Origin of the sequence: Arthrobacter oryzae (genome assembly GCF_003634095.1) — a bacterium.
Classification (GTDB): domain Bacteria; phylum Actinomycetota; class Actinomycetes; order Actinomycetales; family Micrococcaceae; genus Arthrobacter; species Arthrobacter oryzae.
The window spans coordinates 82,897-97,735 of sequence record NZ_RBIR01000007.1; the positions used below are offsets into that span (position 1 = coordinate 82,897).

General features: G+C 68.1%; 13 protein-coding genes. 4 read left to right on the forward strand and 9 right to left on the reverse strand.

Annotation, left to right across the window (positions count from 1 at the left end; translation table 11 throughout):
- Positions 1–22: 22 nt before the first annotated feature.
- Positions 23–1,498, forward strand: coding sequence for a cardiolipin synthase (cls, locus tag C8D78_RS14920; protein ID WP_425266709.1), 1,476 nt, complete (start codon positions 23–25; stop codon positions 1,496–1,498).
- 16 nt (positions 1,499–1,514) lie between these two features.
- Here cls and C8D78_RS14925 read toward each other — a convergent pair whose 3' ends face one another.
- The 3 genes from C8D78_RS14925 to C8D78_RS14935 form a co-directional block, all read right to left on the reverse strand.
- Entirely contained in the window at positions 1,515–3,596 is a 2,082-nt protein-coding gene (locus tag C8D78_RS14925) for a chorismate-binding protein (RefSeq protein WP_120954656.1), read from the reverse strand.
- Positions 3,593–4,177, reverse strand: coding sequence for a low molecular weight protein-tyrosine-phosphatase (locus C8D78_RS14930; protein WP_120954657.1), 585 nt, complete (start codon positions 4,175–4,177; stop codon positions 3,593–3,595). The genes C8D78_RS14925 and C8D78_RS14930 overlap by 4 nt, the downstream gene beginning before the upstream one ends.
- Positions 4,178–4,252: 75 nt before the next feature.
- Positions 4,253–4,807, reverse strand: coding sequence for an NUDIX hydrolase (locus tag C8D78_RS14935; RefSeq protein WP_120954658.1), 555 nt, complete (start codon positions 4,805–4,807; stop codon positions 4,253–4,255).
- 190 nt (positions 4,808–4,997) lie between these two features.
- On the opposite strand from C8D78_RS14935, the gene C8D78_RS14940 reads away from it, so the two are divergent.
- Positions 4,998–6,854 carry a glycoside hydrolase family 15 protein gene (locus tag C8D78_RS14940; protein ID WP_120954659.1) on the forward strand — a complete coding sequence of 619 codons (1,857 nt, stop codon included), beginning with the start codon at positions 4,998–5,000 and terminating at the stop codon, positions 6,852–6,854.
- A 35-nt stretch (positions 6,855–6,889) separates the two neighbouring features.
- Here C8D78_RS14940 and C8D78_RS14945 read toward each other — a convergent pair whose 3' ends face one another.
- The 5 genes from C8D78_RS14945 to C8D78_RS14965 form a co-directional block, all read right to left on the reverse strand.
- Positions 6,890–7,513, reverse strand: coding sequence for a LysE family transporter (locus tag C8D78_RS14945; RefSeq protein WP_120954660.1), 624 nt, complete (start codon positions 7,511–7,513; stop codon positions 6,890–6,892).
- 91 nt (positions 7,514–7,604) lie between these two features.
- Positions 7,605–8,156, reverse strand: coding sequence for a dihydrofolate reductase family protein (locus tag C8D78_RS14950; protein ID WP_120954661.1), 552 nt, complete (start codon positions 8,154–8,156; stop codon positions 7,605–7,607).
- Between the two features lie 197 nt (positions 8,157–8,353).
- Positions 8,354–8,845, reverse strand: a complete 492-nt coding sequence (locus C8D78_RS14955) for a hypothetical protein (protein WP_120954662.1) — start codon at positions 8,843–8,845, stop codon at positions 8,354–8,356.
- A 125-nt stretch (positions 8,846–8,970) separates the two neighbouring features.
- Positions 8,971–9,786 carry a methyltransferase domain-containing protein gene (locus tag C8D78_RS14960; protein ID WP_120954663.1) on the reverse strand — a complete coding sequence of 272 codons (816 nt, stop codon included), beginning with the start codon at positions 9,784–9,786 and terminating at the stop codon, positions 8,971–8,973.
- A gap of 52 nt (positions 9,787–9,838) precedes the next feature.
- On the reverse strand, positions 9,839–10,351 hold the full coding sequence (locus C8D78_RS14965; RefSeq protein ID WP_120954664.1) for a MarR family winged helix-turn-helix transcriptional regulator: 513 nt from the start codon (positions 10,349–10,351) through the stop codon (positions 9,839–9,841).
- Between the two features lie 247 nt (positions 10,352–10,598).
- On the opposite strand from C8D78_RS14965, the gene C8D78_RS14970 reads away from it, so the two are divergent.
- A complete protein-coding gene (locus C8D78_RS14970; protein ID WP_120954760.1) occupies positions 10,599–12,857 on the forward strand; it encodes an MMPL family transporter in 2,259 nt (752 codons plus the stop codon).
- 25 nt (positions 12,858–12,882) lie between these two features.
- On the opposite strand, the gene C8D78_RS14975 is transcribed toward C8D78_RS14970, so the two are convergent.
- Positions 12,883–13,845, reverse strand: coding sequence for an NAD-dependent epimerase/dehydratase family protein (locus C8D78_RS14975; RefSeq protein WP_208641970.1), 963 nt, complete (start codon positions 13,843–13,845; stop codon positions 12,883–12,885).
- A gap of 136 nt (positions 13,846–13,981) precedes the next feature.
- Between C8D78_RS14975 and C8D78_RS14980 the strand changes: the two genes are divergently transcribed.
- Positions 13,982–14,788, forward strand: coding sequence for a TetR/AcrR family transcriptional regulator (locus C8D78_RS14980; RefSeq protein WP_120954665.1), 807 nt, complete (start codon positions 13,982–13,984; stop codon positions 14,786–14,788).
- Positions 14,789–14,839: the final 51 nt, after the last annotated feature.

The window sequence follows — 14,839 nt, forward strand, 5'->3', positions numbered from 1 at the left end:
CTGTAGCTTGAGGGGTTCGCCTGTGCTGTGGCCATTTCCGCTGGCGGAAACTTTACCGTCTTGGGCGATTCTGATCCTGACCGTGATCGACTTCGCCATCCGCGTGCTGGCCCTGGGCATCATCCCCGGCAACCGGCGCCCCACCACCGCGATGGCGTGGCTGCTGGGCATCTTCATTTTGCCTACGCTGGGCCTGGCGTTGTTCCTGCTGTTCGGCAACTTCCGGCTCTCGCGCAAGCGCCGCGCGCAGCAGGACGCGGTCAATACCCGGGTACGCGCCGGGACCTCGGAACTGGCGATGCTGGAAAGCCACTACTCCGGACCGGAGTGGGTGGCTTCTGCCGCGGAACTGAACAAGACGCTGGGCTCACTGCCGATGGTCGACGGCAACCAGGTGGAGCTCCTGCCCGGCTACCCGGATTCCATCAAGGCGATGACCGAGGCCGTCCGCGGCGCCCGGTCCTTCATCAACGCCGAGTTCTACATCATGAGCTCGGACCACATCACGGATGACCTGCTGACGGCAATGGAGGAAGCGGCCGAGCGCGGCGTCGAGGTCCGCGTCCTGTTCGACCACCTCGGCACGCTCCGGATCAAGGGCTACCGCAGGCTGATCGCCCGGCTCAAAGCCAGCAAAATTCGCTGGCGGCGCATGCTTCCGCTCAACCCGCTGCAGGGGCAGTGGCGCCGGCCGGACCTGCGCAACCACCGCAAGATCATGGTGATCGACGGTGAGATCGCGTTCACCGGGTCCCAAAACCTGATTGAACCGTCTTACAACAATCCCAAGCACCGCAAGGTCGGCCGCGAATGGGTCGAGCTGATGGCCTGCCTGCGCGGGCCGATCGTCACCACGCTCAACGTGGTTTTCGCCACCGACTGGCTCAGTGAGACCGACGAGTCCCTTGAGGAGCAGCTCGCGCACCGGCCCGAACTGCACGCCGGCAACATCACCGCCCAGGTGGTGCCCAGTGGCCCCGGGTTCATCACCGAAAACAACCTGCGGCTCTTCAACACCCTCATCTACTCGGCGCAGCGCAAGATCTCGCTCTGCAGCCCGTACTTCGTCCCGGATGACTCGCTGCTGTATGCGGTGACGACGGCGGCGCAGCGCGGCGTCGAGGTGGAGCTCTTCGTCTCGGAAAAGGGCGACCAGTTCCTCGTCCACCACGCCCAGCAATCCTACTATGAGGCGCTGCTTGAGGCCGGGGTGCGGATCTACCTCTACAAGGCGCCGTTTGTTCTGCACGCCAAGCACTTCACCATTGACAACGAGGTTGCCGTGCTGGGCTCCAGCAACATGGACATGCGCTCCTTCTCGCTGAACCTCGAGGTTTCGGTGATGCTCCTCGGCGAGGACATCGTCCAGCGGATCCGTGCCGTGGAGGACACCTACCGCAGCATCTCCCACGAACTCGTGCTCGATGACTGGATGAAACGGCCCATGAAGATGAAGTACGTGGACAACGTGGCAAGGCTGTCGGCAACACTGCAGTAGCCGGCACCGGCGGAACTTAGCCTTGGGGAAACTCGGTGCCGAGCGCCGACAAAACGCCGAACGCCTTGGTCCGGATTTCCTCGTACTCCTCCTGCGGGGTCGAGTCGGCGGTGACGGCACCGCCGACGCCCAGGCTCAGTTCCGCCGTGCCCTCGCCGGCGGCCGTGGTCACCAGGGTTCGGATCGCCACGGCAAGGTCGGCAGACCCGTTGAGGGAGAAATAGCCGATCGCCCCGGAATACACGCCCCGGGGTGCGGCCTCCAGCCGGTCCAGGATGGCCATGGTGCTGACCTTCGGGGCGCCGGTCATCGAGCCGGCGGGGAAGCAGGCCGCGACCGCCTCGGCCCGCGGCATCCCCGGCCGCAGCCGCGCGTCGATGGTGCTCACCATTTGGTGGACCGTGGCGTAGCTCTCGATCGCACACAGCCGGCTGACGGCCACCGAACCCGGGACGGCGAAATGGCTCAGGTCATTGCGCAGCAGATCCACGATCATGATGTTTTCCGCGCGGTCCTTGGCCGAAGTCACCAGCTCCTGCCGCAGGGCAGCATCCGCGCCCGGCTCCGGATCCCGGCGGCGGGTGCCCTTGATCGGCTCGGCCCGCATCCTGCCGTCCGCGGCAATCTGCAGGAAACGCTCCGGTGACGTGCTCGCCACCGTCAGCTCGCCGAACCGCAGATAGCTGGCGAACGGGGCCGGGTTGCCGCGCCGCAGCTCCAGGTAGGTCTGCCACGAATCCGTGCCGTGGGTGCCCGCGGGCACGGCAGCGGTGAGCGCGGTGGTCAGGCAGACCTCATAGGTGTTGCCTTCCGCGATCTCACGCTGGGCCTCGGAAACCTTCGCTTTGTAGGCGGACTCCGCGTCTCTGGCGGTGAAGTGCGGCGTGGTGGCGCAGGGCGCCGGGGGTCCCTGGGCGGGGGAGGAGGGCCCGGCAGGTCCGCCCGCGGGGGCAGCCGGCGCCGAGGCGGCGGCGACGGCCGCGCGGGCCGCCCCGAGCCAGTCCGGGGCGTCGGGGGTGTCCAGAGCCAGGAGCCACGCCGTGCCCTCGGCGTGGTCGAGCACCACGGCACGGCCGGCGAAGATCAGGCAGGCATCGGGGGTGGGGGCCGCGACGTCACTGCCGCCCGTTTCGCGCTTGAGTTCGTAGCCCAGGTATCCGAGCCAGCCCAGCGTGAACTCGCACGGGTAGCCCGCCGGGGCCGGGAGCGCCCGGCGCCCCCAGACGCCGTCGAGCCAGCGGAAGAACGGACCGTCGGTGGTCACCGTGGCCTGGCCCGCACTGACGCGGGTCAGGCCGGAACTGTGCCGGACCGCCTGGCCGTAGCGGCCGCCGTCGTCGGCCAGGATGCTGAAGCGGCTGCGTTCCGCGGCCTGGGGGGCGAGGCCCGCGGGGTCCAGCGAGGAGTCGAGCCACACGGCGTGGGTTGAGCCGCCGAAGAGCGCCGCAAACAGCAGCGCAGCCTCCGGCTCGGCGTCGATCCGTTCCGCCCGCAGCTGCAGGCCGTCCCGGGCGGCGAGTTCGGGGAGCAGGGCGGGGGCGACGGCGGGAAGGTATTGAAGGGCCTGCAGGACGTCGTCCGGGGCCGAGCCGTCCGCCCGGTTGAGCACGTGCACATCGGCGTGGGCCGGGACGTCGTCGGCCGCCAGCCACTGAGCCTCCTGGTCCGCCCACTGGTCCCAAAACGGTTCGTAGGTCTCCCCGTCCCGGTCCAGCGCCCGGGCGCGGCGGTCGGAGTCCGAGGCATCCGCCCAGATCACGGCGTCCAGCAGGGGCCGGGCCGCCGCAGCGGCGGCGCCCACCCCTTCCACCAGGACGATTTCGGCCGGGCGCGTGGTGCGGACCCCGCCGTCGTAGTGCCGTTCCCAGTCCCAGCTGACCCACTCCGCTGGCTCCCCGCGCCGCAGCGGCGACAGCACCGTGGTGACGTAGCGTTCGATCCCGGCCGTCAGCCCGTTCCAGCCGGGATAGATGTCCTCAAGGTGGAAGAGCGAGACTTTGTGGTGTTCCCGGAGCCGTGCTGCCAGTTCGATGGCCAGAGTGGTTTTGCCGGAGCCGGACCGCCCGTCGATTGCGATGATGACGGGTGCGGGGCTCATGAGATAGAGCGTACCCGCTGCTGTGCTTTGGGTTGATCGCTGGGTTGATCGTCGCCGTGATCTTGCCCGTCGAGGCGCTGAAGCTGGGCGCGGACGTGCTCCACGATCCCCGGCACGGAACTCCGGATGAGGTTCCAGGTGGTGTCGAAATCGGTGTGGCCGCCGTACCAGGGGTCCTCGATGCCCTGCTCCAGGGGGTCCTTGTCCGCCACCGCGGGGTCAAAGCTGCGGAGCATGCGGATCTTGGCCAGGGACTCGCCGTCCGGTGCCGTCTGCCGGAGCCAACCGTAGTGGTCGACGTCGAGGGCCAGGATCAGGTCGCGGCTGACGAACCATTCGGCGCGCCATTCGCGGGCCACATGACGGTCCGAGGAAATGTTCCGGGACGTGAGTTTGCGCGCAGCCCGCGGATCGATCGGGTGGCCGGCTTCATACGCGGTGGTGCCCGCGGAATCGACCAGGGCCCCGGTGAGGCGTTCGGCCCGGAATGCCTCTGCCAGCATGAGTTCGGCCATCGGAGACCGGCAGATGTTTCCGGTGCAGACCGCGATGATCCGGTACTGGCTCGACATTGAGGTCATAGCTAAGCATGAACGATCCCGCGCCTCTTGGCTAGCGGAGACCCCTCGGATGTTACAAATTTTGTCAAACGCAAATCATTCCGTGTCATGCCCGGGACGGCCGGCGCGTGGCGCGTCCGGCCCGAGGTGCTGGAGCAGCGCGTCGAGGATCGGGAGCTGGCCCTTCACCAGCCGGGCGCGGGCTTCTGCCTCGGTGGACCATTCGGCGTGGTCGATCTCGGGGAAGCTGCGGATGGTGCCCGAGCCCTTTGGCCACTCCAGGGCGAAAGTGTTGCTCACAATGTGTTCGGGGTGGAAGTCCGCGTGGGCCGTGAAGACCGTGATGATCTTCCCGGAAGGCTGACGGAAATTGCCGAGCAGGTGGTAATCGGCGGAGGGTGCCGGCGTGCCGATTTCCTCTGCGAACTCACGGTGCGCGGCTGCCAGCGGGTCCTCCCCGTCGGCGTATTCGCCCTTGGGGATGGACCAGGCATGGGCATCCTTGCTGGCCCAGAACGGTCCGCCCATGTGGGCTATCCAGACCTCCAGCCGCGGTGTGCTCTCCGGTGGAAGCGGGCCGCCCGGCCGGGACGCGGCGCCGCTGTCAGGGTGCACCCGATACAGCAGAATGCCGGCGCTCCGAACGATCATGGCTCCTCTGTTCCTACGCTTTCTCACTCGGAATCGTGCAGGCGCGGGGCCGGCGGTTGCCTTCATCCCAGGGCCCAAGGCGGCCCGAGGACGGGCCGAAGAACCGGGCCCGCCCGGGGGTGGCGCACCCGGCGGAAGGGAGAGAGAATCCAAATATCAGGCTCACACTGACCAGAAGGAGTGATCGGCCATGATCACTGCGGCGCACGCGCGCCCGGTGGTTAGCCGGGACGGGTACCTGCCCATCGAGGACCACGGCCTTATCGGCGACGGCTCCACATGCGCCCTAGTGGGGCGTGACGGAGGGATTACCTGGCTTTGTCTTCCCGAGTTTGACAGCCCTCCCTTTTTCGCCGGGATTCTTGACGCTGAGTACGGTGGCCGCTTTGACATCGCGCCGATCCATACTCTGTCCTCTTTCCAGCGCTATGTCGAGGATTCCTGCGTGCTGGTGACTTCCCTCGTATCGGACCGGGGCGTGCTCCAGGTGACGGATGCCCTGACGCTGCGCTCGGGGGCCGACCTGTCGGAGCCGGTGCCCGCAGGCCGGTCCGAGCTGCTCCGACACGCGCGGGCGGTGGGCGGAGACATCCCGCTGCGCATCAGCCTGACACCGAAGGCCGGAGTGACTTTTGACGCCCTGGCCACCGGGTGGAGGTTCGACTGGCAGCAGGATGGAAAGCAGGAGGTCTATCTCTGGTCCTCCGTTGAACTCCGGCCCGAGGGGCCCGGACTGGCCGCGACGCTCACCCTTCGCGCGGGCGAGACACTGACCATGGTCCTGCATTGGTCGGGACGGTTCCGGCTCCGTCAGCACCCCGAAAGCAAGAAGCTCCTGGACCAGACGGTTTACGCGTGGCGCCGGTGGGCGACGGGCCTGGACTGCGAGGGATCCCAAGCGGAGCTGATGAAACGTTCCGCCTTCACGCTGAAGCTGCTCGATCATGCGGAGACGGGCGCCATCCTGGCGGCCGCGACCTCGTCCCTGCCTGAATGGCCCGGCACGCCGCGAAACTGGGATTACCGCTACACGTGGGTGCGCGACGCTTCCTTCTCCAACTACGTTTTCAGGCGCATCGGCGATCCCAGTGATGCGGACGTGTTCCTCGCCTGGGTCCTGACAAATGTTGAACGCGATGGCAGGCCGCAGGTCATGTATGCCCTGGACGGGTCGCAGCCGCCCGAAGAATGGCAGGATCCCCAACTGAGGGGCTACCGCGGCTCGGCACCTGTCCGCTGGGGCAACTTGGCCAGCCACCAGCTCCAGCACGATGTATACGGCGAAATAATCGACATCGCCTATCAGTGGTCGACCAGCGGCAGGCGGGTGGACAAACAGCTTTGGGCGGCGCTGACACCCATCGTGGAGATGGCGATCAGGAGATGGCGCGTCCCCGACTCCGGCCCCTGGGAAATCCGCACACCGGGCCGAACTTTCACATACTCGGCGGCGCTTTGCTACGTCGCCATTGACCGCGCCATCCGGATCGCCCGCAAAGACGGGCTTCCGTACCCTAAGCGCCGCTGGGAAACCACGGCCAGGGAGATCCGGCACGCCGCGTTGACCCAGTCCTGGGACGCCGAGAGGCGTACCTTGACGGAGCATCTGGGCGGCAGCGGAGGCCTGGACGCCTCCTTGCTCACGCTTCCCATCCGAAACGTGATCGATTTTGAGGACCCGCGAATGGTGGCCACCACCAGGGCAATTGCCGCCGGGCTCGACGCCGGGAACGGGCTGTTGTTCCGCTACTTGCCGCAGGTTTCCCCGGACGGGCTCCCCGGCGGCGAGGGCGCGTTTCTGCTCTGCAGTTTCTGGCTAGTGGACAACCTGGCGGGACAGGGGAGGGTGGAGGAGGCCCATGAACTCTACGAGTCCCTGTGTAGCCGTGCCAACCCGCTGGGACTCCTGCCGGAGCAGATCCATCCCGATACCGGGGAATTCCTCGGGAATTTCCCGCAGGCGTTCAGCCACGTGGGCGTGCTGGCCAGCGGGCTGCGGCTCCTAAAGGCGCAGCGCAGGGACGCCAGGGATGACTTCCCGTCCTGAAAGGGGCAGCTAACCCGCGTCCGCGGCTGCGGCGCCTAGTGGATCGCGGCCAGGAGGACGCCGACGCCGACGAAGAGGCCGCCGAAGGTGCGGTTCAGGACTTTTTGTCCCCGGGCGTCATGGGTGAAGCGCTGGAAGGATCTGGCCGCCGCCGCGAAAAAGAACCACATCACCGCGACGTCGATCACGATCACGGTGGCGGCCAGGACCGCGTACTGCGGCAGCAGCGGCTGCTCCGGCCGGATGAACTGGGGCATGAAGGCCAGGAAGAAGACCACGGCCTTGGGGTTGAGCAGATTGACCCAGAGGCCGCGGCGGAACATGGAGAACGCCGGCTCGTCGCGCAGGGCGGCGGCCTTCTCCTGATCCAGGTCCGGTTTGTGCAGGAACTGCCGGATGCCCAGATAGACCAGGTAGGCGGCCCCGGCATAGCGGATCACATTGAAAGCGACCGGCGAGCTCGCCACTAGCACCCCGACGCCGAGGGCCACGATCAGGATGTGCACCACGAGGGCTGCCTGCTGGCCCAGGATGCCCCAGATGGACCGGCGGAACCCGGAGTTCAAGGAGTTGCTCATGGTGTTGATGGCGCCCGCGCCGGGAGTGAAGCTGATCAGGACGCCGGCGCCGGCCAGGGCCAGCCAAAGGGAGGGTTGCACCAGCCAAGTTTACGGTCCCGGACGGGGTGTGCCCGATCGGATGACGGTCCGGCGGCGTTCATGCGCCGCGTTCATCCGCCGGGGCCGGGATTCAGTCGCCGCGGAGGCCGTAGCTGAGAATCATGTTCCCCTTGCTGGTCTGTTGGGATTCCTGCAGCACCAGCCGGGTGAGGGGATCGCCGTCGTTGAAGAGCCGCCGGCCGCTGCCGGCGATCACCGGATGGACGATCAGCATCAGGGAGTCGAGCAGGCCGGCGAAGAGCAACTGGCGGACCAGGGAGATGCTGCTGAAGACCCCTATTTCGCCGCCGTCGCCGTTCTTCAGGGCCGCCACGAATTCCTCCAGCGGGCCCTCGATCAGGCGCGAATTCTGCCACTTGAGATCCCCGGCCAGCGTCCGGGATGCAACGTATTTCGGCAGCGGGTTGATGAAGCCGGCGAAGTCGTTGTCCGTTTCGGCGTTCGGCCAGTAGTCGGCCCACTGCTGGTAGCCGACGCGGCCCAGAAGCCCGGTGTCGATCCGGCCCATCATCTCGCCCATCCCGGCGCCAAGTTCCGCGTCGAAACTGTCGAACTGCCACAGGAACGGGTCTTCAACCACGCCGTCCACGGAGCAGAACAGGCCGGCCGTCACTTTGCGCATGGATTTCTCCTTTACTTACGGGTTCTTTTCGAGCACCCTACCGGCAGATCGGGAAGCAGGGAATGGCTCAGAGAAACTCGGTCGCGGCAACCCTGGACGGCGGCTGTGCCGCCGTCCAGGGCAGGGCTTGCGGCCGGAGCGGTGACGGGACGGCCGGACCGTCCCGTCAGGAGGGTCGGCCCGGGCGGTGCCCGGAGTCAGCCGTTGGAGGTGGCGCCGCCGGCGGCGTCGTCCGCATCCCCGTCGTTCAGGCCGCCATGGCCGCCGCCGGGACCGGCCTGGGTCCCGGTCACTTTGAAGTTCGCATCCAGCAGGACGGTGGCACGGGTGCCGTCCGCCTTGGTGATGTGCGCTTCGTAGGTGGCGCCGTCGGCGTCGGTCTCCATCCGCTCGATCGTCGCGGCCGGCTGGGCGGCCTTCACTGCCGCCTCGACCTTCGTGGCGGTGTCGCCGGTGAGGACCACCTCCGTCTTGCCGTTGGCCTGGTGCGGTCCGCCCTGGCCGCCGCCGGGTGCTCCATACCCGTTCCCGTACCCGTCCGGCGCCGCCGTGCCCGACGAAGAGGTGCCCGACGAAGAGGTGCCGGTGCCGTCGGCGGCCATTGCAGGGATGGCCGACGCGCCGATCGCGCCGCCGCCGATCACCGCGGCGAGCATGATGCCGGCCGTGGTCTTGTTAATCTGTGCCATGGTGAAACTCCTTTGCTGGGGCCCGGGAAACCGGGCCGGCCGAGGACTCGGCCTGCCCCCAGCCTCCGGCGTGGAGTTATGGCAGCCCTTTCGTGGGGCTGTGCCGGTGCTGTGACACAGCCCGCCTAAGCCCGGGCGATCACCTCGCCGTTGGGAATCAGGAACCAGCCGTCGTCGGTGGAGCCCCACCGGTGCCAGCCGGCGGAAATCCGGGCCAGGTCCGCCTCGGTGGCCAGGCCGTATTCGAGGGCCTGGTCGGCAAACGATGAATGCAGCACCCGCTCGCCCCACACCCGGGCCTGCCATCGCCGCTGCTGCCCGGTCGCATAGAGCCAGTTGCTGCTCGACGGCGCCACGTCCGTGAACCCGGCGGCCTGCGCCCAGGACACGAGTCGGCGGCCGGCGTCGGGCTCAGCGCCGTTCCGGCGGGCGATCCGCTGGTACAGCTCCATCCAGTCGTCGAGCTCGGGGATGGCCGGATACCAGCTCATCCCGTGGAAATCGGCGTCGCGCACCGCCACGATTCCGCCGGCCTTGGCTGCCCGGCGCATCTCCCGCAGGGCCGCGACGGGATCCGTGAGGTGCTGAAGGACCTGATGGGCGTGGACGACGTCGAACGACTCGTCCGGGAAGCCGAGATCGTAAACGTTGCCGGTGGCAAAATCGACGTTGTCCACACCTCGCTCGGCGGCGAGGGCTGCGGCCTGGGCGACGATGTCGGGGGAGCGGTCCAGGCCGGTGACCCTGCCGGGGGCCACCAGTTCCGCAAAGTCGCAGGTTATGCTGCCGGGCCCGCAGCCGACGTCGAGCACGGACACCCCGGGCGTGAGATGCGGGAGAACGAACGCTGCCGAGTTCTCCGCCGTGCGGGAAGCGTGGGCGCGGACCACCGACTCGTGGTGGCCGTGCGTGTACACATCGTCAGGCTGCTGGGCACTCATATTCGAACGCTACCCTCCCGCGATTAAAACGGGCAGACCCGCCCGACGCGGCTCAACCGGCGCCGGGCTCCGGAGCGGGCCCGCGGGCCGCTTCCTCTCCGGCCCGGACGGTCGCTTCGATCATGGAGTTCATGAACCGGGTGACGATTTCCAGCTCCTCCGGCGTGAAGTCCGCTATCGCTGCGCCCATGTGACGGGCCAGCGGGAGGAACATCGCGCCGCCGTCCCGGTAGGCCTTGGGCGTCATGAGCAGCTGCACTTGGCGACGGTCCGCGCCCGCGCGCTCGCGGAGCACGTGGCCGGAACTGTGGAGCCGGTCAATCAGCGCGGTGGTGGCGGGGGAGCTGAGATTCAGCTCTTTCCGAAGGATTCCCGGCGTGACGATCTGGTTCCGTGCCGCGTGCCGCATGATGACGGCGAGGGCGTTGAGGTCCGTGCGGTGCATGTCATTGCGTCCGCCGGCTGAGTCCACATAACGGTTGGCTTCCAGGGTGAATTCCTGCAGTAGCCGGACGAGGGGCGGCGGGCCGGCCTCTGGGGGCGGGCCCGGGACTTCGGATGACACGGCGGACCTCCTTCGTCCTTGATCCGGCCGCGGCGTCTGACCGCGGCCCTTGAGCGTCGACGGCGCCCACGGGAGTCTACTGCGTTTACCGCTCAAACCCGACGGCGGCCGCACTCCCCATTCTCCTCCGCCGAATCAGGCGATTAAATCAGGTGCCAAAGCCCAATTTAGACTATCTCCATGATGGAGATAGTCTACTATGGAGTTTATGCCCGGCCTCGCCCCGAAGCCCACCTTGGGAGGACACATGAAAACGACGTCGCCTACAACCACGCGCGTCCCGTTCTGGCTGCGGTGGCTGATTCCCGCAGTGCTCGTCGTGGCCTGGCTGGCGATCGCCGGCATTGGTGGTCCGACGTTCGGCCGCCTGAGTGAGGTGTCATCAAACGATCAGGCCTCCTTCCTTCCCGCCGGGGCTGAGGCCACCGAGGCCCAGGACTGGCAGGCCAAGTTCCGGGACTCCAAGGAGATCCCCGCGGTGATCGTGGTGGAATCCGATGCGGCTTTCACCCCGGCTGAGCTCGGGGAAGCCGCCGCGCTTAAGGGCAAGCTGGAGGCCCTGCAGGTCGGCAGCACGGTGATCGGCCCCATCCCCTCCGCGGACGCCAAGGCGGTGCAGTTCGTGGTGCCCATCGCTTCCTCGGGCGAAGTGAAGACGGCGGTCAAGGAACTGCGCACCGAGGTTCAGGCCTCCGCGCCAGCGGGAATGAAGACCTTCGTCACCGGGCCGGCCGGGCTCGCGGCGGATCTTGCCAGCGCCTTTGCCGGAATCGACGGCATCCTGCTGCTCGTGGCCCTCGGCGCCGTGTTCCTGATCCTGCTGATCGTCTACCGCTCCCTGCTGCTGCCTGTCATGGTGCTGCTCACCTCCGTCTTTGCGCTGTGCGCCGCGATCCTGCTGGTGTTCGGCATGGCCAAGGCCGGCTGGATCCAGCTGAACGGCCAAAGCCAGGGCATCCTGTCCATCCTCGTGATCGGTGCAGCCACTGACTATGCCTTGCTGTACGTGGCCCGGTTCCGCGAGGCCCTGACCCACACCACCAACCGCACGGCCGCAGCGATCGCCGCGTGGAAAGCGGCCTGGGAGCCGATCCTGGCCTCCGGCGCCACGGTGATCATCGCGCTGCTCTGCCTGCTGTTCTCCGATCTCAACTCCAACAAGGCGCTCGGGCCGGTGGCCGCCGCGGGCATCCTCTGTGCGCTCTTTGCGGCCTTGACCCTGCTGCCGGCCCTCATGGCGCTCTTTGGCAGGGCAGCGTTCTGGCCGTTCCGGCCGAAACTGCTCCCGGAAACCGAACGGGAGCCGGAACTGGTCACCGGCCTGGAGGGGCAGAAGGGGCTCTGGCGGGCCACCGGTTCCCTCGTTTCCCGCCGGCCGCGCACGGTCTGGGTGGCCTCGGTCCTGCTCCTGCTCGTGGCGGCCACCGGCCTCCTGCAACTCAAAGCCAATGGCGTCGCCCAAACCGATGTCATCCTCACCGCCTCCAACGCCGTCGACGGGCAGAAGGCCCTGGGCCTGCACTTCGATGCCGGTTCGGGCAGTCCGGCGGTGATCGTGGCCGACGAGTCAAAGGCCCAGGCAATCCTTGCGAAGACCAGGGCCAGCGACGGCGTCGGCGACGCCTACCTGCTGGCCGAAGGCGGCGTCCCCATCATGACCGGCGCCGCGGCCAGCCCGGCCGTTCCCGGCGCACCTGCGGCTCCGGCCAGCCCGGCTGACCCGGCCGTGCGGGACGGGAAGGTCCTGATCAACGCGACGCTGAACTATGCCGCGGACTCCAATGAAGCCGAAAACGTCGTGGTGTCCCTCCGCCAGGAACTGAAAACGGTGGACAGCAGCGTGCTGGTGGGCGGCGTGACGGCCACGGCCCTGGATACCAATACCACCGCCCAGCGCGACCTCGTCACCATCATCCCGGTGGTTCTGGGCGTCATCCTGGTGATCCTCATGTTGCTGCTGCGTTCGGTGCTGGCACCGGTGCTGCTGGTCGCCTCCGTGGTCCTGTCCTACGGCGCGGCGATGGGAGTCTCGGCCTTCGTGTTCAACAACGTCTTCGGCTTTCCGGGAGCGGACGCCACGGTTCCCCTCTTCGGGTTCGTCTTCCTGGTGGCACTGGGCGTCGACTACAACATCTTCCTCATGAGCCGGGTCCGGGAGGAGTCCCTCAAACACGGCACCCGGGCCGGCATACTGCGCGGGCTGGTCGTGACGGGCGGGGTCATCACCTCCGCGGGCGTGATCCTCGCAGCCACCTTCGCGGCCCTGGGGGTCATCCCGATCATGTTCCTGGTGCAGCTCGCCTTCATCGTCGCGTTCGGCGTGCTGCTGGACACGGTGCTCGTCCGCTCGCTGCTGGTGCCCGCGCTGGCTTACGACATCGGCCCGCGGATCTGGTGGCCCGGCAAGCTCGGCCGCCCGGAGCGCGGCACTGCGGCCCGCCGAGGAGCCCCGCCCCTCCGGCCTGCGGACAACCCTGCCGGCAATGAGGAGGCGGGAGTCCGTTAGGCGGACGCGAAAGCCGCAGCCGCCGTCACTGTCCCTGGTCCCCCCACCAGGCGACGGTGGCGGCGGCTGCTTCGTTCAACGAGGTGGGGGCCAGCCCCAGTGCGGCCTGACTCGCGGCGGAATCCATTACGAACGGGCGCTCGAACTGGTACAGCGTCTCCCCGAGTTCGCGCATGTCGGGTGAAAACACACCCATTGCCTTCAGTGCCCAGCCCGGGAGCGCTGTGACGCGTGGCGGCCGGGTGCCGGCCGCGTCGGCGAAGGCGCCAGCGATCTCACGCTGGGTCAGCGCGGGTCCGGTCGGAGCGTGCCACACCCGGTTCCATGCCGGGGGCCGGTCCGCCGCGGCAATCATGGCCGCCGCGAGGTCCGGAACGTAGGTGAAGGAATGCGGCTGGTCCGCCCGTCCGATCACCATCAGGGATTTGCCCGCCAGTACCGGCTTCACCATGCGCTCGCCGGCGTGCGCCCCGCGGACCCGGGGGCCGAAGAAGTCGCTCGCCACCACGCTCACGGTGTCCGTCGCGGACTCCGCGCGGGCCTTCAGGAGAGCCGTTCGGATGCCGCGTTTGCCGCCCTCGGCCTCGCGGGGTCCGTCCTCGGTCATGGGCCGTTCCGGCTCGCTGTAGGAGTACAGGCTTTCCGGGAACACGACGACGGCGCCTGCCGCGCCCGCGGCGGCGAGCACGCTCGCCTCGGCCGCAGGCAACTCCCTGGCCCACGCCTCGGCGCTATACCGCGAGCCGTGAATGCAGTGGAAGACCGCCGCCGCGCCTTGGAAGGCCGCGCCCAGCCGGGCCGGGTCCGAGACATCGGTGGACAATTTTTCGACCAGCGGGTGGTCGGGCCCGCTGCCGGACCTCGTCAGGACGCGCACGCGGTGGCCCGCATCGGCCAGCTGTTCCGCGACTGTCCAGCCGACCGGGCCGGCTCCCGTAACGGCGTACAGGCGGGGCGTTTCGCTCCCGGAAGAGTCAGGGTGGGACATTTCGATCTCCTTAGGCGACGATCTCCGTTTATTGAGAGCAGTGCTCTCTTTAATCAGGATGGGCCGCCGGACAAAGCAAGTCAAGAGCAGTGCTCACATTTGTTGACAGTGCTCTTGTGTGTGAAATGCTGGACGCATGCCGGAGGACAAGAACCCAGAGGACAAGAACGCAGCCGTCAGTGAAACCACCGGGGAGGCCGTCGGGCCCAGCGCCGCCGCCACCCGGCCCGGCACGCCGCGCGAGCGTGCCCGTGCCCGGACCGTAGCCGACATCCTCCGCCTGGGCCGGGAGCAGCTGGCGCTGCACGGAGCTGCCGCCCTGTCCCTCCGCGCTGTGGCCCGGGACCTCGGCGTCGTGTCCTCGGCGGTCTACCGCTATGTGGAGAGCCGGGAGGAGCTGCTGACCCTGCTCCTGATTGACGCGTACAACGAACTCGGCGATGAGGTGGATGCCGCCGTCGCGGCGGTCCCGGAGGGCGATTTCGGCGGCCGGTTTGCCGCCCTGGGCGGTGCGGTGCGGGGCTGGGCGCTGCGCGAGCCCTCCCGCTACGCCCTTCTGTTCGGCAGCCCGGTGCCCGGCTACCGGGCGCCCGCCGAGCGGACCACGGCTCCCGGGACCCGGGTGATTTCCGCCCTCATGACGATCCTCGACGGTGCCTTCCGGGCCGGGCAGCTTTCGGCGCAGGGGCGGCCGGGTCCCGCCGTGCCCGCCGGGCTGGCCCGGGACCTGGCGAAAATCCGACTGGAGTTCGGGTTGGCCGTGCCGGATGATCTCCTGGCCCGCGGCGCTTTGGCTTGGACCTCGCTGTTCGGTGCAGTCAGCTTCGAAGTCTTTGGCCAGTACGGCGAGGACTCCTTCACTGACCGCGGACAGCTCTTTGACCACCATCTCGCGGTGCTGGCCGACGTCGCCGGACTGCGGGCGGCCGGCGCCGTCCCATGAGCCAGCTCCCCTGTTGCCCCGCGGTGGCGCTCGATAGACTGCCCCTGCGCC